23 protein-coding genes and 1 tRNA gene are annotated in these 22,183 nt (G+C 62.4%); 8 read left to right on the top strand and 16 right to left on the bottom strand.

The genetic code is table 11. The features are described from left to right. Window positions 1–7 precede the first annotated feature (7 nt). Complete coding sequence (locus FJW03_RS07610) at window positions 8–616, bottom strand: flavin reductase family protein (RefSeq protein ID WP_140761910.1); 609 nt, start codon at window positions 614–616, stop codon at window positions 8–10. Further along, window positions 617–1,201, bottom strand: coding sequence for a nitroreductase (locus FJW03_RS07605; RefSeq protein WP_140610143.1), 585 nt, complete (start codon window positions 1,199–1,201; stop codon window positions 617–619). A gap of 154 nt (window positions 1,202–1,355) precedes the next feature. Between FJW03_RS07605 and FJW03_RS07600 the strand changes: the two genes are divergently transcribed. Next, complete coding sequence (locus FJW03_RS07600) at window positions 1,356–2,318, top strand: hypothetical protein (protein WP_140610144.1); 963 nt, start codon at window positions 1,356–1,358, stop codon at window positions 2,316–2,318. A 77-nt stretch (window positions 2,319–2,395) separates the two neighbouring features. Here FJW03_RS07600 and FJW03_RS07595 read toward each other — a convergent pair whose 3' ends face one another. The 6 genes from FJW03_RS07595 to FJW03_RS07570 form a co-directional block, all read right to left on the bottom strand. Further along, entirely contained in the window at window positions 2,396–3,334 is a 939-nt protein-coding gene (locus FJW03_RS07595) for a lysophospholipid acyltransferase family protein (protein WP_140610145.1), read from the bottom strand. Between the two features lie 85 nt (window positions 3,335–3,419). Beyond that, a complete protein-coding gene (gene thrS / locus FJW03_RS07590) occupies window positions 3,420–5,396 on the bottom strand; it encodes a threonine--tRNA ligase (RefSeq protein ID WP_140761913.1) in 1,977 nt (658 codons plus the stop codon). 149 nt (window positions 5,397–5,545) lie between these two features. Further along, window positions 5,546–6,364, bottom strand: a complete 819-nt coding sequence (blaOXA, locus tag FJW03_RS07585; protein WP_140761916.1) for a class D beta-lactamase — start codon at window positions 6,362–6,364, stop codon at window positions 5,546–5,548. Window positions 6,365–6,487: 123 nt separating this feature from the next. Continuing rightward, window positions 6,488–6,694, bottom strand: coding sequence for a hypothetical protein (locus FJW03_RS07580; protein ID WP_140761919.1), 207 nt, complete (start codon window positions 6,692–6,694; stop codon window positions 6,488–6,490). Between the two features lie 67 nt (window positions 6,695–6,761). Continuing rightward, window positions 6,762–7,139 carry a membrane protein insertion efficiency factor YidD gene (yidD, locus tag FJW03_RS07575; RefSeq protein WP_140761922.1) on the bottom strand — a complete coding sequence of 126 codons (378 nt, stop codon included), beginning with the start codon at window positions 7,137–7,139 and terminating at the stop codon, window positions 6,762–6,764. 247 nt (window positions 7,140–7,386) lie between these two features. Continuing rightward, entirely contained in the window at window positions 7,387–7,833 is a 447-nt protein-coding gene (locus FJW03_RS07570) for an iron-sulfur cluster assembly scaffold protein (protein ID WP_140610149.1), read from the bottom strand. A gap of 240 nt (window positions 7,834–8,073) precedes the next feature. Between FJW03_RS07570 and folE the strand changes: the two genes are divergently transcribed. From folE to FJW03_RS07555, 3 genes are all read left to right on the top strand, one after another. Next, complete coding sequence (gene folE, locus FJW03_RS07565; protein WP_140610150.1) at window positions 8,074–8,709, top strand: GTP cyclohydrolase I FolE; 636 nt, start codon at window positions 8,074–8,076, stop codon at window positions 8,707–8,709. 90 nt (window positions 8,710–8,799) lie between these two features. Continuing rightward, window positions 8,800–9,255 (top strand): phosphoribosyl-AMP cyclohydrolase, encoded by a 456-nt coding sequence (hisI, locus tag FJW03_RS07560; protein ID WP_140610180.1) that lies wholly within the window; start codon window positions 8,800–8,802, stop codon window positions 9,253–9,255. Window positions 9,256–9,342: 87 nt separating this feature from the next. Beyond that, on the top strand, window positions 9,343–10,317 hold the full coding sequence (locus tag FJW03_RS07555; protein WP_181165610.1) for a patatin family protein: 975 nt from the start codon (window positions 9,343–9,345) through the stop codon (window positions 10,315–10,317). A gap of 136 nt (window positions 10,318–10,453) precedes the next feature. Here FJW03_RS07555 and recJ read toward each other — a convergent pair whose 3' ends face one another. From recJ to FJW03_RS07520, 7 genes are all read right to left on the bottom strand, one after another. Next, window positions 10,454–12,235, bottom strand: a complete 1,782-nt coding sequence (gene recJ / locus FJW03_RS07550) for a single-stranded-DNA-specific exonuclease RecJ (protein ID WP_140761925.1) — start codon at window positions 12,233–12,235, stop codon at window positions 10,454–10,456. A 266-nt stretch (window positions 12,236–12,501) separates the two neighbouring features. Beyond that, window positions 12,502–13,485: a class II fructose-bisphosphatase gene (gene glpX, locus FJW03_RS07545; protein WP_140761928.1), complete on the bottom strand. Its 984-nt coding sequence runs from the start codon at window positions 13,483–13,485 to the stop codon at window positions 12,502–12,504. A 190-nt stretch (window positions 13,486–13,675) separates the two neighbouring features. Continuing rightward, a complete protein-coding gene (locus FJW03_RS07540; protein WP_140610153.1) occupies window positions 13,676–13,843 on the bottom strand; it encodes a Thivi_2564 family membrane protein in 168 nt (55 codons plus the stop codon). A gap of 66 nt (window positions 13,844–13,909) precedes the next feature. Continuing rightward, window positions 13,910–14,266, bottom strand: a complete 357-nt coding sequence (locus FJW03_RS07535) for a hypothetical protein (RefSeq protein WP_140610154.1) — start codon at window positions 14,264–14,266, stop codon at window positions 13,910–13,912. A gap of 116 nt (window positions 14,267–14,382) precedes the next feature. After that, window positions 14,383–15,696 carry a homoserine dehydrogenase gene (locus FJW03_RS07530; protein WP_140761931.1) on the bottom strand — a complete coding sequence of 438 codons (1,314 nt, stop codon included), beginning with the start codon at window positions 15,694–15,696 and terminating at the stop codon, window positions 14,383–14,385. A 42-nt stretch (window positions 15,697–15,738) separates the two neighbouring features. Continuing rightward, window positions 15,739–16,956 carry an LL-diaminopimelate aminotransferase gene (locus tag FJW03_RS07525; RefSeq protein ID WP_140761934.1) on the bottom strand — a complete coding sequence of 406 codons (1,218 nt, stop codon included), beginning with the start codon at window positions 16,954–16,956 and terminating at the stop codon, window positions 15,739–15,741. Between the two features lie 60 nt (window positions 16,957–17,016). After that, on the bottom strand, window positions 17,017–17,520 hold the full coding sequence (locus FJW03_RS07520) for a hypothetical protein (RefSeq protein WP_226890612.1): 504 nt from the start codon (window positions 17,518–17,520) through the stop codon (window positions 17,017–17,019). Between FJW03_RS07520 and phaC the strand changes: the two genes are divergently transcribed. The 4 genes from phaC (at window position 17,508) to FJW03_RS07500 (ending at window position 21,520) form a co-directional block, all read left to right on the top strand. Next, the gene (gene phaC / locus FJW03_RS07515) at window positions 17,508–19,343 is read left to right on the top strand and encodes a class I poly(R)-hydroxyalkanoic acid synthase (RefSeq protein WP_140761937.1); all 1,836 of its coding nucleotides are present in this window, start codon (window positions 17,508–17,510) and stop codon (window positions 19,341–19,343) included. The genes FJW03_RS07520 and phaC overlap by 13 nt on opposite strands. Window positions 19,344–19,556: 213 nt before the next feature. Further along, entirely contained in the window at window positions 19,557–20,801 is a 1,245-nt protein-coding gene (locus tag FJW03_RS07510) for a YcbK family protein (RefSeq protein ID WP_140761940.1), read from the top strand. 248 nt (window positions 20,802–21,049) lie between these two features. Further along, window positions 21,050–21,124, top strand: a tRNA-Glu gene (locus FJW03_RS07505). Between the two features lie 159 nt (window positions 21,125–21,283). After that, on the top strand, window positions 21,284–21,520 hold the full coding sequence (locus FJW03_RS07500) for a hypothetical protein (RefSeq protein WP_140761943.1): 237 nt from the start codon (window positions 21,284–21,286) through the stop codon (window positions 21,518–21,520). A gap of 67 nt (window positions 21,521–21,587) precedes the next feature. Here the strand turns inward: FJW03_RS07500 and FJW03_RS07495 are convergent, their stop codons facing one another. After that, a complete protein-coding gene (locus FJW03_RS07495; RefSeq protein ID WP_140761946.1) occupies window positions 21,588–21,941 on the bottom strand; it encodes a hypothetical protein in 354 nt (117 codons plus the stop codon). Window positions 21,942–22,183 lie beyond the last annotated feature (242 nt).

Below are 22,183 nucleotides of genomic sequence, written 5' to 3'. Positions count from 1 at the left end.
CTGGAATCTATTCCTTGCCCCAGCGCGGCCGGCGCATCGAAAAGATTTCGTTGACGCTGGCATAGTCCATGTAGCCGAGGCGAGCCACGTTGCCAGCCTTGGTGACGTCGAACAGGCCGTCTTTCAGAAAAGCATCGTCGATGTGCACGCCCACCACTTCGCCGGCGACGACGACGGCGCTCGTCGGCGCCCCATTCAGCGCCTTCGGGCGAAAGATCTCAGTCACCCGGCATTCGAGCGCGGCAGGCGCTACCGCCACACGTGGCGGCCTGACGAGACGCGAAGGCGCCATGGCGAGATCGGCATAGACGAACTCATTGACGCCACGCGGCGCATTGACGGACGTGTAATTCATCTTCTCCGCCAGATCGCGGCCGACCAGGTTGGCGACGAACTCACCGGTCTCCTCGGCGAAGGAGGCGCTGTCCTTCTCGCCCTCGGAGGAGAACCAGACGATGAAGGGCCGCGTCGAAATGGCGTTGAAGAAGGAGTACGGCGCGAGATTGATCTCGCCAGCCTTGTTCAGGGTCGATATCCAGCCGATCGGGCGTGGCGCCACGATCGCCTTCGACGGATCGTGCGGCAGCCCATGCCCCTTGGACGGCTCGTAGAACATTCAGCCCGCCCAAGGCCCGGTGTAGTCGGCGTAGAGCTTTGCCGGATCAGGCCGTGGCCGCTCCGGCGCGGGGCCGGCATAAGAGCCGATATGGATGAAACCGACGACGCGCTCCCGCGGCGCCAGTCCAAGGATCGCCCTGCCCTCCGGCACATCGGAATACCAGTTGCTGATCATGTTGGTGCCGTAGCCCAGCGCGTTGGCTGATATCATCAGGTTCATCGCCGCCATGCCGCCGGACAGGAACATCTCCCATTGCGGTATTTTGGGATTCTCTTTCGGCACCGACACCACGCCGATCACCAGCGGCGCGCGCGAGAAGCGCGCCAATTCCTGATTGCGGCGGCCCTCGGGCAGCGGCCCTTCCCGCTGTTCGGCAAGTTCCGCCAGCTTCCTGCCGATCTCGACACGAGCATCGCCGCGATAGAGGATGAAGCGCCAGGGTTCCAGCCGGCCATGATCGGGTACGCGCGTCGCGGCGGCGATCATCGTCGCGATATCGGCATCGCTGGGCGCAGGCTCCTTGAGGTCGGGAATCGGCGCTGAATTTCGGGTCAGCAGGAAGTCGATGATAGGCGACGCCATGGGCGCAAGTCTCCTGGACACTCTGTTTTGAGCTGAAGCGCACCATCGGGAATTCGGGTGGCTCGGGCAAAGGCGCGCGAGCGCCGGACTGAAGAGTCGCGGATCGGACTCTTAAGCCTTGAAATTGCCACCGCCATGGGCTTCAACGCAAGGCATGTTTGAGGGGCGACTGCGACTTTTCCTGCTTCGGCTCTGTGCCGTGCTGTTCTTGCTGCCGGTCGCCATGGCCGTTGCGCAGGAAAAGGACGGCATAAGCGACCTCAAACTTCCCGGAATTTCGAGCTATGCGACGCCCAAAAGCGAAACGCCGCTCGCGCTGGGCGGCGGCGGCTCGATCACGCTTTCCGCCCAGCTGACCGACAAAGGCGCCGACATCACCCGGGGCCTCGTCTGGCGCGTCTTCAAGCCTGAAGCCGTCAATGGCAAATTGCCGATGGTGGCTTCCGCCCATGGCGGCAACGCCGTCTTCCAGCTGGAGCCCGGCAGCTACCTGGTTCATGCCTCCTATGGCCGCGCCGGCGCCACCAAACGCATCACGGTCGGCAAGGACGCCAAGCGGGAAAGCCTCGTGCTCGATGCCGGCGGTCTGAAGCTCGACGCGGTTCTGTCCGGTGGCGTGCGCATACCGCCGAAGAAGCTGCGCTTCTCGATCTACGAGGGCCATGCCGCACCCAATGGCGACCGCGCGCTGATCATTCCCGATGTCGAGCCCAACAGCGTCGTGCGGCTCAATGCCGGCATCTATCACGTCGTTTCGACCTATGGTGCGGTCAATGCGGTCATCCGCTCCGACATCCGCGTCGAGGCCGGCAAGCTGACCGAGGCCACCGTCGAGCATCACGCCGCCGAAATCACGATGAAGCTGGTGCGCGAAGCCGGCGGTGAAGCCATCGCGGATACGTCGTGGTCGCTGCTCAATGAATCAGGCGATCCGATCAAGGAGACCGTCGGCGCCTTTGCCTCGATGGTGCTTGCCGAGGGCGACTACACCATCATCGCCAAGAACCGCGACCGTATTTATCAAAAGGATTTCACGGTCGTGGGTGGGCAGAACCAGGAGATAGAGGTTCTGGCCACCGAAGCCGCGGCGATGGATCCCGAGGAAGGCGCGGATTAGGAGGTCGGCCGGAATCGCTGGCCGCGACTATCCGGCGGTCGCATGATATATTAGTGATATATCATGGCGAAACGTTGCTAAGCGGCCAATTTGGTCCGTGCGGGCAAAAATGGAATCCGGCGGCGCGGTAAAGGCGGCGCCAGGTCGAAGACGCCGCGATAGAGCCGCTCCAGCAGCGCCTTGCGGTCGCGCAGGAACTGCAGATCATTCCAGGTCAGCACATCGCCGACGCGCACCTCGATCGACCGGCCGGAGAGCCGCGCGAATTCGTGGATGAGCAGCGAGGTGCGCAAAGTCAGCGATGTTTTGCCGACAAACTTTGCCACGCGCCCGTCGCGCTCAGCCATGTTCATCGGGCCGCTGACGAGGTGGAACAGTCGGCCGTTCTGTCCTGAGAAATGCATCGGGACCACTGAAGCCTTGGCGTCCTGGATCAGCTTGGCCGGGAACATCTTCCATGGCAGGTCGATTGCCCGGCCGAAACCCTTCGGCGCAGTGGCGACGCCGCCGGCCGGAAACACGACGATGGTGACGCCTTCCCTCAGCAGCCGCACCGCCTCATGACGCACCGCCAGATTGTTCTTCAACGCTTCCTTGGTTTCGGAAAAATCGATCGGCAGCGAATAGGGTTCCATCTCGCGGATCTTGAGCAGATCCTTGTGGATCATCACCCGGAACGGCCGCCCCAACTGCTCGGCCAGCGAGAGCGCGGCGATGCCGTCGCCGATGCCGAATGGATGATTGGCGACGATCACCAGCGGCGTTTCGGGCAGGTCTTTCGGCGGCCATTGGCCGGCTATTTGCATCCGCACGTCGATCAGCTCGAGCATGCGGCTGAAGATGCGCTCGCCGCTCGGCACCACCTGGCGGCGCCAGAAATCATAGAGCACCGCGAAACGATCGCGGCCTGAAAGGCCTTCGACGGAGTGAATGAACCAGCGCGCCAATGCCGGCTGGCGCGGATTGGCGTAGGAAAGCTCGGGAAAGGGTCGTTGGCGCAATTTCAGCTTGAGCATAGGGGCTCGTTACTAGATCGGCGTGACAGGGATGTGAAAATGGCGGTGGATCGCTCCACCGCCATTCGATCGAATCCGTTTTCGTTCAGGCAGCGCGCTTGCGCCGGCGATCGGGTGTGATGGCTTCTTCGCTCAGTTGTGCGATCGCCTGGGCAAGGCCGAGCGACTCCTGGTCGCGCGAACCCAGGCGGCGCATGTTGACCGTCTGCTCTTCCGCTTCGCGTTTGCCGCAGACGAGGATGACCGGCACCTTGGCCAGGCTGTGCTCGCGGACCTTGTAGTTGATCTTCTCGTTGCGCAGGTCCGCTTCCACAGACAAGCCGGCGGCCTTGAGCTTTGCCACCACTTCGGTCGCATACTGGTCGGCGTCCGACGTGATCGTTGCCACCACCACCTGCAACGGAGCGAACCACAGCGGGAAATGGCCGGAATAGTTCTCGATCAGGATGCCGAGGAAGCGCTCCATCGAACCGCAGATGGCGCGATGCACCATGACAGGCTGCTTCTTCTCCGAATCCGAGCCGATGTAGAAGGCGCCAAAGCGTTCCGGCAGGTTGAAATCGACCTGCGTCGTGCCGCACTGCCATTCACGACCGATGGCATCCTTCAACACATATTCGAACTTCGGCCCGTAGAAGGCGCCCTCGCCCGGATTGATCGAGGTCTTGATCCGGTTGCCGGACCTCGACCTGATCGTCTCAAGCACGCTGCCCATGATCGCCTCGGCATGGTCCCAGGCTTCGTCGGTGCCGACACGCTTGTCCGGCCGCGTCGACAGCTTCACGCTGATTTCGTCGAAACCGAAATCCGCATAGGTCGACAGGATCAGGTCATTGATGCGCAGGCACTCCGACGCCAGTTGCTCCTCCGTGCAGAAGATATGCGCATCGTCCTGCGTGAAGCCGCGCACGCGCATCAGCCCGTGCAACGCGCCCGACGGCTCGTAGCGATGCACATTTCCGAATTCCGCAAGCTTTACGGGCAGATCGCGATATGATTTCAACCCATGCTTGAAAATCTGCACATGGCCCGGGCAATTCATCGGCTTCAGCGCGAAGATGCGGTCGTCATCGGTGTCGTCGCCGGCGACCGTCACCTTGAACATGGCGTCGCGATACCAGCCCCAGTGGCCTGACGTCTCCCAAAGGCTTTTATCGAGCACCTGCGGCGCGTTGACCTCCTGGTAGCCCTGTTCGTCGAGCCGGCGGCGCATGTAGTTGACCAGGTTCTGGAACATCTTCCAGCCCTTGGCGTGCCAGAAGACGACGCCCGGCCCCTCTTCCTGGAAATGGAACAGGTCCATCTCGCGGCCGAGCTTGCGATGGTCGCGCTTCTCGGCCTCCTCCAGCATCGTCTGATAGGCTTCGAGCTGCGCCTGGTCGGCCCAGGCCGTGCCGTAGATGCGCGTCAGCATCGGGTTGTTCGAGTCACCGCGCCAATAGGCGCCGGCCACCTTCATCAGCTTGAAGGCGTTGCCGATCTGGCCGGTCGAGGCCATGTGCGGGCCACGGCAGAGATCGAACCAGTCGCCCTGCGCATAGATCTTGAGGTCCTGGTCCTCGGGAATGGCATCGATCAGTTCAAGCTTGTAGCGCTCGCCCTTCTCGGCAAAGACTTTCTTCGCCTTCTCGCGCGACCAGACTTCTTTGGTGAACGGTTTGTTGCGCGCGATGATCTCGCGCATCTTCTTCTCGATCACCGGAAAATCGTCCGGGGTGAACGGCTCGTTGCGAGCGAAGTCGTAGTAGAATCCGTTCTCGATCACCGGCCCGATGGTCACCTGCGTTCCCGGCCATATCTCCTGCACGGCTTCCGCCAGCACGTGCGCGGTGTCGTGACGGATGAGTTCCAGCGCGCGCGGGTCGTCGCGGGTGATGATCTCGACCTTGCCGGACTTGCCGAGCGGATCGCTGAGGTCGCGCACGGTGCCGTCGATGGCATAGGCGACCGCCTTCTTGGCCAGCGACTTCGAGATCGATTCGGCGAGACCGGCACCGGTCATCGCCGCGTCGTATTCGCGGACGGAGCCATCGGGAAATGTCAGGGAAACGGAATTCAGCATTGAAATCTCCTATCCAGTCCCGCAAACGAGCGCGGGTGGTAAAAATGCACGCCGACAGCGGTTCGGGGCTGCGGCGTGCATCAGGTTAGCCGGAGGCGTCCGGCGGCGGCAGTCTTTTATGAGCAGATGCCGCCGCCGTAAAGCCCGGCTCACTGGATCAGTTGTGGCAGGTCCTTCAGGAATGCGGCCCGTGTCGCTAGCCCCTTCGGCATCTCAGTCCGTTTGGTGTCGACGACGAGCCGGGCGAACACGATCTGGCGACCATCTTTCTGCGCCCAGCCGACAATCCAGCCGAGTGAGCGCTTGTCCTTGCCGCCCTCGCCGAGCCGGGTGCTGCCGGTCTTGCCCTGAACGGCCCAATCGCCAGCCTTGAAGCTCGGTATGATGGCGCGTGTCATTTCATGCGCCTTCGCCGACACCGGCATCTTGCCGGCGAGCACCTGGCGCAGGAAGGCGACCTGTTCGACCGGCGTGATCTGCAGCGAGGAGTTGGCCCAGGAACGGGTGAGCCCATCATCCTTGCCGGGATTGCCGGAAACGTCGCCGTTGCCATAATTGAACCTGGAGACATAACCGGCAAACTTTTCGCTGCCGAGCCGACGCGTGATCTCGCGGGAGTACCAGAGCACCGAATCGCGCTCCCAAATCACCGGATCGACGGCCTTCTGGTCCCGCTTCACCGCATCGAATTCGGGTTTGTAGTCCCAGGTTGGCGTATGCTCGTCGCTCAGGATCCCGGCATCGTAGCCGATCAGCGAAAGCGGCACCTTGAACGTCGAGGCGGGACTGAACCGTTGGTCGCATACCCCGTCCTGGTGGAGCGTCTTGCCAGTCGCGGCGTCGGCGATCAGCGTGCATTGCACATCCTCCAGCGGCGCCGACTGCGCGCGCATCGGAAACCCCAGCAGCCAGGCGAGCAGGAAGAGGACTCCGGCCAGGATAAAAGGAAGACGATCGACATTGCGCATTTTTCTGCTCGCTCCAGAAGGGGGTTCGGGAAGCGGCTTAACGAGGTCTCTTGTCTCGATTTTGTCTCAAATGCGCAGTCTTTATGCAGGTTCGCGTTAACCCTACCGGATCGTAAACGCAGCCTAAAGGATGACCGGCTTTCGAACGGCCTTGCGCAGATGCGGATCAGGTTTTGAAGCACCTTTGACGACTGGAGCGGAGCTGGTCGGGTTTTCATTCATGGCTTTCGGCAGGTCGCGGGGCTGCGGCCTTGCTCCGAGAAATTCGGGCAGCAATCCATCGCCCCGTTTTGCAGCGTGGATGTGAATGGCAAGAAACAGCGACATCATGGCAAACCTCATATCCTGGAGGTCTCAGAGTCACCTCGGCCCGCAGGCGTCGCCACCCGTTTCCGGACTATCCTCTGCTGCTAGCTTTGCCGCCTTTTCTGCCGATCCGCCAATAGCGCCAAGGCATGAACCAAACATAACGGTCCGCCAGCACTTCCGGAACCAGGTCGATCCCGTGCGTGCCGAATGGCCCGCAGCGCAGCACGCGGAAAAATCCCATCCAGCCGCCGGCCCACAGGCCGTGGCGGGCGATCGCCTCATGCGCGTATTCGGAACAGGTCGGCAGATGCCGGCAGGAATTGCCGATGAAGCCGGACAGCGTCAGCTGGTAGAGGCGCACGAGCGACGTGCCCAGGAGACGGCCGGGCGTCTTGCGCCACGGGCCGGGCCAGTTGCGGCCATGCCTTGCCGGTCCGGCGCTATCCCCATGTCCATGCGGATCCACCGCTGTTCTCCGTATCGCATTTCCACGCGATAGATGTGGGCTTCCACAAGAGAACGCAATCCCCGCCCCTACCCTGTCATGGGCGCGAGCGGCGAAACGGCTGTCTGTCGACCGGAGGTGTCCACCGGTCAGAGCTGACAGGCTCGTCCGCCGCTCGACGCAAATGCGACGGCAAGGCTCCAGGCAAATAGCAGCCCACGGCCAGTCCGGCCGCGAAGCTGGTGCACCATACCGCGACATTCCAAACTCAAGCCGCTTCTTCGGCGCGCTTCTTTTCGATCTGACCGATCGCGTCGACCACAGCGTCGAAGGTCAGCATGGTCGAGGCATGCCGTGCCTTGTAGTCGCGCACCGGCTCCAAATATTTGAGGTCGGCGAAGCGCCCTTCCGGCGGTTCGCCATTTTCCTTCAGCATCTTCAGCATCGTATCGCGCACCGCGCGCAACTCCTCGGCACTCGCGCCGACGACATGCTGCGCCATGATCGAGGACGATGCCTGGCCAAGTGCGCAGGCCTTCACGTCATGGGCGAAGTCTGTAACCACGCCGTCCGCCATCTTGAGGTCGACGGTAACCGTCGAACCGCAAAGCTTGGAATGGGCCTTTGCGGTTGCGTCAGGATGATCGAGCCGGCCGATGCGGGCGATGTTTCCGGCAAAACCGAGAATTTTCGCGTTATAGACGTCGTTGATCATTATTTTCCAATCCGTCGCCGCCAAGCGAACAGCGATTGCCGCTGCCGCGTCTTCCTTTCGCTCGCTACGGTCTTATATAATGCTGGCAGTCCGGTAACGACAAGGCGACGCATGCCCGCTGTCCTGGCCGGGAAGTTCACGCCGCTTACGGGGCTGGAAACGGGGCGAGTTTCCGACACCGAAAGGTCGTGGTCCGTTCAACTCGTTCCTCCTGAGAGAGGAACTACGGGAGACGCCTTTATGGATGCCGTCATCAAGAAACTCATGCCCCAGTCCGCCTACATGGAAAAGCCGGTCACCGACCGGCCGAGCGAAGCCGAGGTCGAGGCCGCCGTTCGCACCCTGCTGCGCTGGACCGGCGACAATCCGAACCGCGAGGGGCTGATCGACACGCCCAAACGCGTGGCCAAGGCCTTCCGCGAGATGTTCGGTGGCTATGATATGTGCCCGGCAGAGGAACTCGGCCGCACGTTCGAGGAAGTCGCCGGTTATGATGACCTCGTCATCGTAAAGGACATCCAGTTCCATTCGCATTGCGAGCACCACATGGTGCCGATCATCGGCAAGGCGCATGTCGGCTATCTGCCGGATGGCAAGGTCGTCGGCCTGTCGAAGATCGCGCGCGTCGTCGATATCTTTGCCCATCGCCTGCAGACGCAGGAGGCGCTGACCGCGCAGATCGCCGGCGTTATCCAGGATGTGCTCAACCCTCGCGGCGTCGCCGTCATGATCGAGGCCGAGCACATGTGCATGGCCATGCGCGGCATCCGCAAGCAGGGCTCCACCACACTCACCTCCACCTTCACCGGCGTCTTCAAGGACACGCCCGAGGAGCAGGTTCGTTTTGTCACCATGGTGCGTGGCGGCCGGGCATAACGCCTAGGCCGATATCGCTAGACCATGATCCCGAAACGTGGGAACCGGTTTTCGGATAAGATCATGGTCAAACAGGAAAATACATCGGCGATGTCGGCACTGGAATTTCCCGAAGCTCCGTCAGACAAGAAGGCTCTGGAGGAAGGCGCGGTGTTTTCACCGCGCTTCGACACTGCCGGCCTTGTTACCGTCGTCGTCACCGATGCCGAAGACGGGATGCTGCTGATGGTCGCACACATGAACGCACAGGCATTGGCGCTGACCCTGGAGAGTGGCGTCGCCCACTACTGGTCGCGCTCGCGCAATGCGCTTTGGAAAAAGGGCGAAACCTCGGGCAATTTCCAGCATGTCATCGAGATGCGCACCGACTGCGACCAGGATGCATTGTGGCTCCGCGTGAAAGTGTTGGGCCACGACGCAACCTGTCACACCGGCCGGCGTTCATGCTTTTATCGGACGGTGGGGCTGGTCGACGGCAAGGGGACGCTTGCCGACGATGGCAGCAAACCGCTGTTCGATGCGCAAACCACGTATCGAAAGACCTGAGCTTGAACCTTCTGCCTCATACCAACCACACAGATTCATCATTTCGATACGGCCCGTCCGTATATTAGCCTTGGGACAAGGGAGATCATGATGCTCGAGTGGGCGTCATTGCGTAACAGACCAGATGTCAGGGAGGCCAATGGCCTGTCCTCTCCCGGCGGCGCATCCGAAACGAAATCTCCCAAGAAAACAGGAATTTCTCTGGCCCTCGGCGGTGGCTGCGCCAGGGGCTGGGCCCATATCGGCGTGCTGCGCGCGCTCGATGAGGCGGGCATCGAAGTCTCGATGATCGCCGGCACCTCGATCGGCGCGCTGGTCGGGGGCTGTTATCTCGCCGGCAAACTGGATGAGTTGGAAGAGTTCGCCCGCAGCCTTACCAGGCGGCGCATCTTCGGCCTGCTCGATCTCAATCTGCGCGGCAGCGGCCTCTTCGGCGGCATGAAACTGGATGCGCGTCTGCGCGAGCATGTGGCGGGCGTTCGCTTCGAAGACCTGCCCAAGCCATTCGTCTGTGTCACATCGGAAATCCGCACCGGCCACGAAATCTGGCTGTCGAGCGGTTCGCTGATCACGGCCATGCGCGCATCCTATGCACTGCCTGGCGTGTTCGAGCCGGTGAATTGCAACGGCCGAGTGCTGGTCGACGGAGCGTTGGTCAATCCCGTGCCGGTATCGGTCTGCCGTGCCTATGAGCAGCCTCTGGTCGTTGCGGTCAACCTCCATTACGACCTGTTCGGCCGCGCTGCCGTGATAAAGCACAGCGCCGGCGAGCTGGTTGTCGAGAAGGACGCCCCCCGCGCCGGCCACTTGGATCCGGACCACCAGTCGCATCAGACGCGCCTCGGTATCACCGGTGTCATGGTCGAGGCCTTCAACATCATCCAGGACCGCATCTCGCGCGCCAGGCTTGCCGGCGATCCGCCCGACATGTCGCTGCAGCCCAAGCTCAGCCATATCGGCTTGACCGAGTTCCATCGCGCCGACGAGGCGATCCAGCTCGGCTACCAGGCGACCATGGCGCAGATAGGCGAACTGACTAGGCTGCAGTCGGTTCTGGCCTAGAGCTATCCCCTTCAGAAGCCTGCTGTGCCGTTCAATTGACGGAGCGATGCCGCGCCCGCCCCAATTGGTTATGCTGGTCTGCGCAGGTGACGCTGCTCCGCTATGCGCCGCCCAGCTGAGTAACGCGGCTCAGGGGTTACGCCCGCGCCGCGTCGACAATGCGAAATTGCACCGTGCGGCTGCCGTTCCAGTAATTGCCCGACAGCGATCCGGCGACGTGGATTGTCTTGCCTCGGTTCTTGAACAGGAATTCGCCAAGTGCTGTATCGACGGCGCGAAAGGCGATCGCCTGGAGGCGTCCGCCACTTTCCGACTGCAGCTCCGCGCGGATATGGTTGGTGCCGACCGGCCTGGCATCGGCCAGTCGATGGCGCGGCAGCGCGAAAACCGGCGCGACATGCCCGGCGCCGAAAGGCCCCGCACTTTCCAGCGCTTCGAGCAGGCTGAGCGTCGCACCTTCCGCCGCAAGCGCGCCGTCGATCGCAAGGCTTTCCTCGCCCTGCAGCCGAAACACGTTGGCTGCCGCCCGTTCCTCGAAAAAAGCCCTGAGTTCGCCAAGCCTGACACGCTCAACGGTGATGCCGGCCGCCATGCCATGGCCGCCGCCCTTGACGATCAGCCCGGCGTCGGCGGCTTCGCGAACCAATCTCCCAAGATCGAATCCCGAAACCGAACGGCCCGACCCGGTACCGGTGCCGTTGGCATTGAAAGCGATGGCGAAGGCTGGCCGGCGCGCATGATCCTTCAGCCGCGAGGCAAGCAGGCCGACGATGCCGGGATGCCAGTTGTTGCTGGCGGTGACGACGATCGCCGGCCCGCTTCCTCCCGCAAGCTCGGCGTCGGCCTCGGCGCGCGCCGCGGCCAGCATCTCCTGCTCCATCAGCTGCCGCTCCTGGTTGAGCCGGTCGAGCGTTTCGGCGATGGTCCGCGCCTCCACCGGGTCGTCGGTCGCAAGCAGCCGGCTGCCGAGCGCGGCATCGCCGATGCGCCCGCCGGCGTTGATGCGCGGACCGATCAGATAGGCGAGATGGAAGGTGCTGATCGGTTCGCCGATCCGCGACACCCGTGCCAACGCAGCCAGGCCTTCGTTCTTCTGCTGACGCGCCACTTGCAGTCCCTTGACGACGAAAGCGCGGTTGACGCCGGTGAGCGGCACCACGTCGCAGACGGTGGCAAGCGCCACGAGATCGAGCAGCGAAAGCAGGTCCGGCGGGGTGGCGTCGGTCAGGCCGCGCAGCACCCTTGCCGTCTGCACCAGGGCCAGGAAGACCACGCCCGCGGCACAGAGATGGCCCTGCCCGGAAAGGTCGTCGTCGCGGTTCGGATTGACGACCGCAATTGCGGCCGGCAAGGCGCCGCCGACCTGATGGTGGTCGAGCACCACGACATCGGCGCCAGCTGCGTTGGCCGCATCGACGGAAACGGCGCTGTTGGTGCCGCAATCGACGGTAACGATGAGGGTCGCGCCGCGCGAGACAAGTTCGCGCATGGCATCGGAATTGGGCCCGTAACCCTCGAAGATACGATCCGGAATATAGATCTCCGACGGGACGGAGAAATGCGTCAGGAACCGCTTCAGCAAGGCCGACGAGGCGGCGCCATCGACATCGTAATCGCCGAAGATCGCGACCTTTTCCCGCGCCATCACCGCGGCCGCAATGCGGATGGCGGCTCTGTCCATGTCGGTCAGCGAGGCCGGATCGGGCAACAGGTCGCGGATCGTCGGATCAAGGAACCGCTCGGTCTGCTCTGCTGTCACGCCACGCCCGGCCAGGACGCGCGCGACGATATCGGGCACGCCATGACCCTGCGCGATGGCAAGCGCGATCATGTCCTGCCGTTCGGTCAGCCGGTGCTCCCAGGAGAGACCGGTAGCCGACTGCCTGACATCGAGGAAAAGGCGCCTTTCGCCCGTCATGCGCTTTGCCGACTCATGATTGGCCGCAGGATAGGCCAAAGGCGGGCGAAGCCAAGCGGTTCAGGATGGTGCGCCGTCGCGGGAGATCTCAAGAAGAACTACGCTTTCCGCCTTTCAGCCGCGCACCGAAACCGTCGGCCGACCGCACCACTCGCAGGCTCCTCAAACAGGGCCGCGCCGATCGAACGGTCTTATCGTTAAATCTTGCCGCCACCGTCGGCAGCAGCTGCATGGCTAACAACTGCGATGCGGCTTCGCAAGCGGATCTAGAACTTATCCAGATCCTGATGCCGGGCCTTGATCTCCCGCACGGTCCGCGATGACGAGCGCAGCACGATCGTATGGGTGGTGATGTAGGTGCGGCCGAACTTGACCCCCGCCAGCATGTTGCCGTCGGTGACGCCGGTGGCCGCGAACAGCACATCGCCGCGCGCCATGTCCTCCGCCCGGTAGACCCGCTTCGGATCCGAAATGCCCATCTTGGCGGCACGTGCGATTTTCTCCGGCGTATCGAGGATCAGCCGGCCCTGCATCTGGCCGCCGGTGCAGCGCAGTGCGGCGGCCGCCAGCACGCCTTCCGGCGCACCGCCGGTGCCGAGATAGATATCGATGCCGGTCTCATCGGGATCGGTGGTGTGGATGACGCCGGCGACATCGCCATCGCCGATCAGCCGGATCGCGGCTCCCGTGGCGCGCACGGCGTCGATCAGCCTGGCGTGGCGCGGCCGGTCGAGGATACAGGCCGTGATGTCAGACACCGTGACGCCCTTGGCCCTGGCCAGGCTGGCGATGTTCTCGGCCGGCGAGGCATCGATGTCGATGACGCCTTCCGCATAGCCCGGGCCAATGGCGATCTTGTCCATGTAGACGTCAGGGGCAAATAGAAGGCTGCCCTTCTCGGCAATGGCGATGACGGCGAGCGCGTTCGGCAGGTTCTTGGCGCAGATCGTCGTGCCTTCGAGCGGATCGAGCGCGATATCAACCGCCGGGCCTTTGCCGGTGCCGACCTCCTCGCCGATGTACAGCATCGGCGCCTCATCCCGCTCGCCTTCCCCGATTACTACAGTGCCCTTGATGGCGAGGCGGTTGAGTTCCTGGCGCATGGCATCGACGGCGACCTGGTCGGCGGCCTTCTCGTCGCCGCGGCCACGCAGCCTTGCAGCCGCGACCGCGGCCCGTTCGGTGACGCGCACCAACTCCATGGTGAGAATCCGGTCAAGACCGGTGACGATGTTCTGGGCCACATTCATTGGGGAAATCCTCGTTTGCATGCCACCTCCCGCCGGAGGCGCGCCTGTTTTGTCAAACGAGCATGACAACGGCAAGACCTGCCGGGAGTTTTATCGAAAGGCCTGCGATATCAATCGATTAAACCGCATTCTTAAAACGATGCTGGCCTGTTCCCGAGGAATCGGCGCAGCCTGAAACGCGAATTGCCGCTTAGAAAACCGCGAGATATCTGAGCAGCGAAACGATGCCGATGATGATGACGATAATCTGGACGATTTGTCTCATCCTGGCATCGAGCGGCAGGCGCTGAACCAAATAGAGGACCAGAATGATGACCAGGAACGTGATCAGTATGCCGATCAACACGGATGACGCCATGGTGCCCCTCCTTGAAATCAATTCCTGAAATCGGGAACCGAGCCGGCGACGTCGGCTCGGTGTTGGTCAATACCAGCGGCGCGACGTGTCGTTCATCGACTGGCCGACAGCAAGCCCGGCCAGAAAGCCGAGCAGCCCGATCATGCCGACAACAGCGGTCGTCGTGCCCGGGTTTTCGCGTGCGACGTCTGAAACCGCCTGGGCCTGGCTGCGCAACTGCTGTGCTGTTCGCGACGCACGGGTCGCGGCCGTATCGTAGAAGTCCGAAGCCTGCTCGCTGGCATCGTTCAGCATTTCCGCGCCGCGCGCCGAAATGCTCTCGTTGATCTTGGTGATCTCCTTGCGCAGTTCGGCAATCTGCTTTTCCAGCGTCTTCTGGATGTCGTCGATGTTCGGGCTGTCGGACTTGTTGGTGTCGGCCATCAAACGGCTCCCTTGGTTGTTGACCAAGAGAACGGCGCCGGCGCGGTTTCGTTCCGGCCGATCACGGCTATCTGCGAAGTGACACCGGCGAGGCCCCGCCCGACGGCGCCCGGGCGCTACCCTGCCCGCTCGATGCGGATGACCTGCGGCTTGTCGGTCAGGTGGCCGTCCTTGGTGATGCCGTCGACGGCCTTGCGAACGGCGGCCTCGGTGGTCTCGTGGGTCACGAGGATGACCGTCTTCTGCGCCGCCGCCTCGCCGCTGACCGCATGCTGGACGATCGATTCCAGAGAAATATCGTTGTCGGCCATGCGCTTGGCGATTGCGGCAAACACACCGATGCGGTCATGGACGGTCAGCCGGATGAAGTAGCCGCCCTCATGGCTGCGCATCTGCGCTTTCTTGTAGGGTTTCAGCTCCTTCGCCGGCCGGCCGAAGACAGGGCCGTGCTGGAAGCCTGGGCGGCTCTTGGCGATGTCGGCGACGTCGCCGATGACGGCCGAGGCGGTGGCATTGCCACCAGCGCCGGGACCTGAAAGCAACAGTTCGCCGAGGATGTCGGTCTCGATCGCCACCGCATTGGTGACGCCATGCACCTGCGCGATGACGGAGGCGGTCGGCACCATGGTCGGGTGGACGCGCTGCTCGATGCCGCTTTCGGTGCGCTGCGCGACGCCGAGCAGCTTGATCCGGTAGCCGAGATCGCCCGCCGCCCGGATATCAGCCTGGGTGATGTTGGAAATGCCTTCCATGTAGATGTCGTTGGCGGCGATCTTCGTGCCGAAGGCAAGGCTGGTCAGGATCGACAGCTTGTGCGCGGTGTCGTGGCCCTCGATGTCGAAGGTCGGATCGGCTTCGGCGTAGCCGAGCCGCTGTGCGTCCTTCAGGCAGGCGTCGAACGAGATGCCTTCGGCCTCCATGCGCGTCAGGATATAGTTGCAGGTGCCGTTGAGGATGCCGAACACGCGGGTGACCGAATTGCCGGCCATCGCCTCGCGCATCGTCTTGATGACAGGAATGCCGCCTGCCACCGCCGCCTCATAGTTGAGCAGCACACCCTTCTTCTCGGCGATTTCGGCAAGCGCCACCCCATGTTTGGCGAGCAGCGCCTTGTTGGCGGTGACGACGTGACGGCCGGCTTCGAGCGCCGCCTTCACCGACGAGCGCGCCGGCCCCTCATCGCCGCCGATCAGCTCGACGAACACGTCGACGTCGGCGGTCTGCGCCATCTTGACCGGGTCGTCGAACCATGTCGCCGAACAGAGATCGACGCCGCGGTCGCGCTTCCGGTCGCGCGCCGACACCGCGGTGACGGTGATGTCGCGCCCGCATTGCCGGGTCAGTTCCGCTGCCTTGTCGCGCAGCACGCGCGCCACCGACGCACCGACCGTGCCAAGTCCGGCAATTCCAACACGCAGTGCTTCAGCCATAGCAGGCGATGTCCCTCAGGTCAGATCGAAATTGTTTACGGCTTACCGGTGGGCGGACAGCGGCACCACATTGTTGGGCTGCTTGACGCTGGTCGACAGGAAGCGCTTGATATTGCGCGCCGCCTGTCGGATCCGGTGCTCGTTCTCCACCAGCGCCACGCGCACATAGTCGTCACCATGTTCGCCGAAGCCGACGCCGGGCGCCACCGCCACGTCGGCATGCTCGATGAGCAGCTTGGAGAATTCGAGCGAGCCGAGATGACGGAAAGGTTCGGGGATCGGCGCCCAGGCGAACATCGAGGCAGCCGGGGCCGGAATGGTCCAGCCGGCGCGGCCGAAGGCATCGACCATCACGTCGCGGCGCTTGTGGTAGACCTCACGCACCTCGGCGATGTCGGCGCCGTCGCCGTTGAGCGCATGTGCGGCCGCCACCTGGATCGGCGTGAAGGCACCGTAATCGAGATAGGACTTCACCCGGGTCAGCGCCGAGATCAGCCGCTCGTTGCCGACGGCAAAGCCCATGCGCCAGCCAGGCATGGAGAAGGTCTTCGACATCGAGGTGAACTCGACGCAGATATCGATGGCGCCCGGCACCTGCAGCACCGAAGGCGGCGGATTGCCGTCGAAATAGATCTCCGAATAGGCGAGATCGGACAGGATGATGATGTCGTTCTTCTTCGCGAATGCCACCACGTCCTTGTAGAAATCAAGCGAAGCGACCAGCGCCGTCGGGTTCGACGGATAGTTGAGGATCAGCGCCAGCGGCTTCGGGATCGAATGGCGGATGCCCCGCTCGACCGCCGGAATGAAGCCGTCATCGGGCTCGACCTGCAACGAACGGATGACGCCGCCCGACATGATGAAGCCGAAGGCATGGATCGGATAGGTCGGATTGGGGCACAGGATGACGTCGCCGGGCGCGGTGATCGCCTGCGCCATGTTGGCGAAGCCTTCCTTCGAGCCAAGCGTGGCCACCACCTGCGTGTCGGGGTCGAGCTTCACGCCGAAGCGGCGCTGATAGTAGGCCGCTTGGGCCCGGCGCAGTCCCGGAATGCCGCGCGAGGAGGAATAGCGATGCGTGCGCGGATCGCGCACCACTTCGCACAATTTGTCGACGATGGCCTTGGGCGTCGGCAGGTCCGGATTGCCCATGCCGAGGTCGATGATATCGGCGCCGCGCGAACGGGCGCTGGCCTTGAGCCGGTTGACCTGCTCGAAAACATAGGGCGGAAGGCGGCGGACCTTGTGAAATTCTTCCATGGCGGTTCCAGACATCGAAAGAGCCCAGACACTCGGGGGCGTTGGGCGCGCGCTATATACTCATTTGCAGGTAGGGTCGAGGGCGGGGTCGCATTTGCCTTCGATCTGCTTCAGCGTCTGAGGGCCATGCTGCTTGGCCAGATCCGTCAGCGTCGCCTGATTGGTGACCTTTGGGGCGCCCCCTTTGGGCGCTTGTGCATTCTCGTCGGCCTTCAGTTCGGCGAGTTTCGCATTCCTCTCGGCTTCGGTGAACTGTTTGTTCGCCACTTTCGGTGGGATGTTCAGATTCGGAAAGGTGCCGGTATCCTTCGGGCCCGCATCCTCGGCCATCGGCACCGGACCGCTGGTATTCGTGCTCGAACACCCAGCAACCCCCAGCAGGATCACCGCCGTGCCGATGCGGCAAAAGCGTGCGGCACCAAAAAAAACAGTCTCGCCAATATTAATCGTCATATTGTTTCCTTGGCAGCCGGGGTAGAGCGAGATTGGACCCTGCCGGATGTCCCATGTTAATATGTCAAGAAAACGCTTCGGGAGGAACCCCGCGAACCATGTCCAAGACACCCGATTCGGGCCAAGCGGAAGATGACGAGCCTTCGACCGTCGAGCAATATCTGGTGAAGGATCCGGAGCGCTTCGCGTTGAATATGGCGCGGATGGTCGAGCAGGCCGGCAAGGCGGCGTCCGCCTGGGCCGAGCCGCGCGAACGCGGCGAAGTGCGCGATCACGTCGCCGAACCGGTTGTCGACATGGTCAAGACGTTCTCGAAGCTCAGCGAATACTGGCTTGCCGACCCGCAGCGCGCGCTCGAAGCGCAGACGCGGCTGTTCGCCGGCTATATGACCGTATGGGCGAACGCCATCCAGCGCGTCAACCCCAACGCCGAAGGTCCCGACGATGCCGTCAAGCCGGAGCGCGGCGACAAGCGGTTCCAGGATCCGGAATGGGGCCGCAACGCCTTCTTCGATTTCCTCAAGCAGGCCTATCTCGTCACCTCGCGCTGGGCGTCCGAATTGGTCGAGCACGCCGAAGGTCTGGACGAGCACACCCGCCATAAGGCGAGCTTCTACGTCAAGCAGGTGTCCAACGCCATCTCGCCGTCGAATTTCATTCTGACCAACCCGGAACTGTTTCGCGAAACCGTGGCCTCCAACGGCGAGAACCTGGTGCGCGGCATGAAGATGCTGGCCGAGGACATCGCCGCTGGCAAGGGCGACCTGAAGCTGCGCCAGGCCGATTATTCTCCCTTCGAGATCGGCAAGAACATCGCCACCACGCCCGGCAAGGTCGTCGGCCGCAGCGATGTCGCGGAGATCATCCAGTATGAGGCGGCAACCGAGACGGTGCTGAAACGCCCGCTGCTGATCTGCCCGCCGTGGATCAACAAGTTCTACATACTCGACCTCAACGCGCAGAAATCCTTCATCCGCTGGGCAATCGAGCAGGGCCATACCGTCTTCGTCATTTCCTGGATCAATCCGGACGAGCGTCACGGTGCCAAGAACTGGGAAGCCTACATCAGGGAAGGATTGCAATACGGCCTCGACACGATCGAGAAAGCCATAGGCGAACGGGACGTCAACGCGATCGGCTACTGCGTCGGCGGCACGCTGCTGGCAGCGGCATTGGCGCTGATGGCCAAGGAAGGCGACGACCGCATCAAGTCGGCGACCTTTTTCACCACGCAAGTCGACTTCACACATGCCGGCGACCTGAAAGTGTTCGTTGACGAGGAACAGGTCGCGGCGGTGGAAAAATCGATGAATGAAAAGGGCTATCTCGACGGCACCAAGATGGCGACCGCCTTCAACATGCTGCGGTCCGGCGACCTGATCTGGCCCTATGTCGTCAACAACTACATGCGCGGCAAGGAACCCCTGCCCTTCGACCTGCTCTACTGGAACGCCGATTCGACCCGCATGGCGGCGGCCAACCACTCCTTCTATCTGCGCAATTGCTATCTCGAGAACAACCTGTCGCGCGGCACGATGGAACTGGCGGGGCACACGGTCTCGCTCGGCGATGTCACCATTCCGATCTACAACCTCGCCTCCAGGGAAGATCACATCGCGCCGGCGCTGTCCGTCTTCCTCGGCTCGAAATTTTTCGGCGGCGAGGTCGAATATGTGATGGCGGGATCGGGCCATATCGCCGGCGTCGTCAATCCGCCCGCATCCAACAAATACCAGTACTGGACCGGCGGTGCGCCGACTGGTGACTTCGCCCAATGGATAGCCAACGCAACCGAGCATCCCGGATCCTGGTGGCCGCATTGGCAGAGCTGGATAGAGGCCAAGGACAACACCCGCGTGCCTGCCCGCAAACCCGGCAAGCATATGAAAACCTTGGGCGATGCTCCCGGCACCTATGTCAAGGTGCGTGTGTAACGGACTGTAATGTGTGGTGAGTTGACGGACCGTCAAAAGCGGGCGAAATGGTCGTCAACCATCAAGCGGCCGTAATTAGGCGATTACTGCAAAAATACTTCCAGGCTTGCTGATTTGACACAGGTCTCGTTTCCGGATCGGAGACAAAGGTTGCCTTGACGCCGATGCCCAGGCGTTGCGCCAAGGACAAACCGACCGGACATCGAGGGGGAATTGACTTTGAAATCAGCAGGATGGAGCCTCGCAAAGGGAGAACGCCGCGCCGTCGTGGCAGCGCTCTGCTCCGTGCTCCTGGCCTCCTGCACATCGGCCGGCGACCCGACAATGTCGGTCGTGATGCCTGGCTACAATACCTCCTCTTCGGACATCCACGCGGCAACCACCGGTAAGCCGGTCGCCACCGCCGATTCGTCATCGCAGATGACGGCCACGCAAACGACCGTGATGAGCGAAGGTGACACGGCGCTGCCCGAAACGGTCGCCTACGTGCCGATGACCAAGCCCGAAGCCGCCTTTCCGCTGATAACGCCGGCCGGCGCTCAAACGATCGCGGGACAAACGCCACAGGCCTTGCAGCAGCCGGCGCAGACGGCGCAGCAGACCGACGCGGTCGCGCAGAAGATCGCCGCCGCCGATGCCGCCGTGACGGCGGCAAAGGCCGCCGCGGCGCCGGTGATGAACAATCCGGTTTATTTGACCGCGGGTGAAATGCCGCAGGCCGAGCCGCCGAAGAAAAGAGGCTTCCTGGCCTCGATGTTTGGCGCCACGCCTGCCTCGGCGACGCCTGCTCCGCTGGTCAACACGCGATCGGGCGAACAGCCGGCCGCGCAGGCCAAACCAGCGCCGGCGGCGGCAAAGCCGATCATCACTTTGGCCTCGGCCGATTCCACGGCAAAGCCGATACAGTTGGCTTCGACCGGTGATGAAGCCGGTCACATCACGGGGAGCGACGCCCTGCCTGGCGTGCGCCAGACGGCCCTGTTCGAGATCAAGCGCAAATCCGGCCTCGACGATGAAAGCGACGTCGACCTCAACGAGGACGAAGGCGGCTCCTATCAGGTTGCGTCCGCCGCCGGCATGGCGCGCCTGGCGCCCAACGGGCTGCTGAGGCAGAACGAAAACGTCGATGTGGCCTGCCTGAAGCCGTCTCTGGTGCGGGTACTGAAGACGATCGAAGGCCATTACGGCCGCAAGATGGTCGTCACCTCGGGCTATCGCGACCCTGCCCGCAACCGTCGCGCCAACGGCGCCAAGAACTCGCTGCACATGTATTGCGCCGCCGCCGACATCCAGGTGCCCGGCGTGTCCAAATGGGAGTTGGCGAGCTATATCAGGACGATGCCGGGCCGTGGCGGCGTCGGCACCTACTGCCACACCGAATCGGTTCACGTCGATGTCGGTCCCGAGCGCGACTGGAACTGGCGCTGCCGGAGGCGCAGCGGCGGTGACGAGGGCTGATTTCGGAGTGGGCCAGCCGGACACCAAGCAGAATCTGGTGTTGCAGGGCGATCCAATGTCGAAGTGGCTCGCAATCGTCTGAAAGAGTTCGCAAATCAACGCGGTCGTCTTGTTGGGCAGCGGCCGGAAACTGGTGTCAAGGCCGCGCAAATCGATCGCTTCGACAGGTCGGAAAAAAGTTGTCGCGAGCGGCCACAGACGGGTTGCCGGTTGCGTGCAACGTCAGTATAAGCCGCTTTCATCTGAGCGCGCCCATCGTCTAGCGGTCAGGACACCGCCCTTTCACGGCGGTAACAGGGGTTCGATTCCCCTTGGGCGTACCAGAAATTTCAAGCACTTAGCACCTCTTCCCCTGAACTAGCCGAATAAGCACCGAATACACGTCTGCGGACGATTGCGAACGGTGCTCTGTTGATTCCGTGTCGTTTCCTGCGACTATCGGCAAGTCCATGCGACATGGACGTGGTGCGAAAGGGGCGAAAATGGATATGCTAGACAAAGCGCTCGCCGATCTCGATCAGGCTGCAGAAATGTGCCAAGCATCATGCGAGATGATGATTCACCAGCAAGCAGCAATCTTCTCTGACCCAGAGCTTCTGAAGGCCGCAATCACCCAGCTCTATCGGCAGCACCTCGCTATCAGTCGAAACATCTCATTTCTAGGGTCGGTGATGCAAGCGCTGCGGGACGGGATCAAGATACCGCCTGTGCCAAACTGAAAGCCCGGAAGCCGAAGCCGCCGAGCCATCTCGTAATCAGGTAGCCGTAATAGGCTCCGATTGGGGTTCAACGGGCCTTGACGGTTTTTCGGGCCGATGGACCCGGCCATGCTGTTTGCTCCTCCCTGTAGGGGTAGATATGCACCATACGTTCGCCGAGTTGTGCTCGCCACAGCTCCGCCACGACCGCATCGGCTCTCGCTTTGCCGACACGCGCCTCGATGAATAGGACGCTGGCGACCATCTGCGCCCACGCGATTCGAACCGCCTCGTCGCGATCGCTGCCATCCTCGACTGAACTCAGCCGGTCCATTGCATCGAAGATGGCAATCTTGTCCTGGTCACGCATGCGCCCTTCTCCCTCACCTTCCGCAACGATCGGATCGCGGGGGATTTTGGAAAGGCTTAGTTTGTTCGGCATTTGCTTTACTCCATCTATTTGAACAGATTGAATATAGCTCGCAATCATTACCAATGTAAATTGATCCAAATTGATTATTTAGTTACCAATATGGTTGAAAAATACTTTGGCGTAACCGAACTGGTTCCATGTGGCAGGCGGCGTCACCGAAATGGTTACAATAGTCCTCGGCGATGGCGAGATGATCGGCGGCGGCGCTGGCGTGAGGCTGCGGAAGTAAATGAGCCCCACTACTCTGGACT

The organism is Mesorhizobium sp. B4-1-4, assembly GCF_006439395.2.
GTDB lineage: Bacteria > Pseudomonadota > Alphaproteobacteria > Rhizobiales > Rhizobiaceae > Mesorhizobium.
This window is presented reverse-complemented; position numbering and strand designations above follow the sequence as displayed.

What these genes read in the sequence shown, in the direction of transcription:
- FJW03_RS07610 (WP_140761910.1), bottom strand. Translation starts at nt 616, where the DNA reads ATGTTCTACGAGCCGTCCAAGGGGCATGGGCTGCCGCACGATCCGTCG.
- FJW03_RS07605 (WP_140610143.1), bottom strand. Translation starts at nt 1,201, where the DNA reads ATGGCGTCGCCTATCATCGACTTCCTGCTGACCCGAAATTCAGCGCCG.
- FJW03_RS07600 (WP_140610144.1), top strand. Translation starts at nt 1,356, where the DNA reads ATGTTTGAGGGGCGACTGCGACTTTTCCTGCTTCGGCTCTGTGCCGTG.
- FJW03_RS07595 (WP_140610145.1), bottom strand. Translation starts at nt 3,334, where the DNA reads ATGCTCAAGCTGAAATTGCGCCAACGACCCTTTCCCGAGCTTTCCTAC.
- thrS (WP_140761913.1), bottom strand. Translation starts at nt 5,396, where the DNA reads ATGCTGAATTCCGTTTCCCTGACATTTCCCGATGGCTCCGTCCGCGAA.
- blaOXA (WP_140761916.1), bottom strand. Translation starts at nt 6,364, where the DNA reads ATGCGCAATGTCGATCGTCTTCCTTTTATCCTGGCCGGAGTCCTCTTC.
- FJW03_RS07580 (WP_140761919.1), bottom strand. Translation starts at nt 6,694, where the DNA reads ATGATGTCGCTGTTTCTTGCCATTCACATCCACGCTGCAAAACGGGGC.
- FJW03_RS07570 (WP_140610149.1), bottom strand. Translation starts at nt 7,833, where the DNA reads ATGATCAACGACGTCTATAACGCGAAAATTCTCGGTTTTGCCGGAAAC.
- folE (WP_140610150.1), top strand. Translation starts at nt 8,074, where the DNA reads ATGGATGCCGTCATCAAGAAACTCATGCCCCAGTCCGCCTACATGGAA.
- hisI (WP_140610180.1), top strand. Translation starts at nt 8,800, where the DNA reads ATGTCGGCACTGGAATTTCCCGAAGCTCCGTCAGACAAGAAGGCTCTG.
- FJW03_RS07555 (WP_181165610.1), top strand. Translation starts at nt 9,343, where the DNA reads ATGATGCTCGAGTGGGCGTCATTGCGTAACAGACCAGATGTCAGGGAG.
- recJ (WP_140761925.1), bottom strand. Translation starts at nt 12,235, where the DNA reads ATGACGGGCGAAAGGCGCCTTTTCCTCGATGTCAGGCAGTCGGCTACC.
- glpX (WP_140761928.1), bottom strand. Translation starts at nt 13,485, where the DNA reads ATGAATGTGGCCCAGAACATCGTCACCGGTCTTGACCGGATTCTCACC.
- FJW03_RS07540 (WP_140610153.1), bottom strand. Translation starts at nt 13,843, where the DNA reads ATGGCGTCATCCGTGTTGATCGGCATACTGATCACGTTCCTGGTCATC.
- FJW03_RS07535 (WP_140610154.1), bottom strand. Translation starts at nt 14,266, where the DNA reads ATGGCCGACACCAACAAGTCCGACAGCCCGAACATCGACGACATCCAG.
- FJW03_RS07530 (WP_140761931.1), bottom strand. Translation starts at nt 15,696, where the DNA reads ATGGCTGAAGCACTGCGTGTTGGAATTGCCGGACTTGGCACGGTCGGT.
- FJW03_RS07525 (WP_140761934.1), bottom strand. Translation starts at nt 16,956, where the DNA reads ATGGAAGAATTTCACAAGGTCCGCCGCCTTCCGCCCTATGTTTTCGAG.
- phaC (WP_140761937.1), top strand. Translation starts at nt 17,508, where the DNA reads ATGTCCAAGACACCCGATTCGGGCCAAGCGGAAGATGACGAGCCTTCG.
- FJW03_RS07500 (WP_140761943.1), top strand. Translation starts at nt 21,284, where the DNA reads ATGGATATGCTAGACAAAGCGCTCGCCGATCTCGATCAGGCTGCAGAA.
- FJW03_RS07495 (WP_140761946.1), bottom strand. Translation starts at nt 21,941, where the DNA reads ATGCCGAACAAACTAAGCCTTTCCAAAATCCCCCGCGATCCGATCGTT.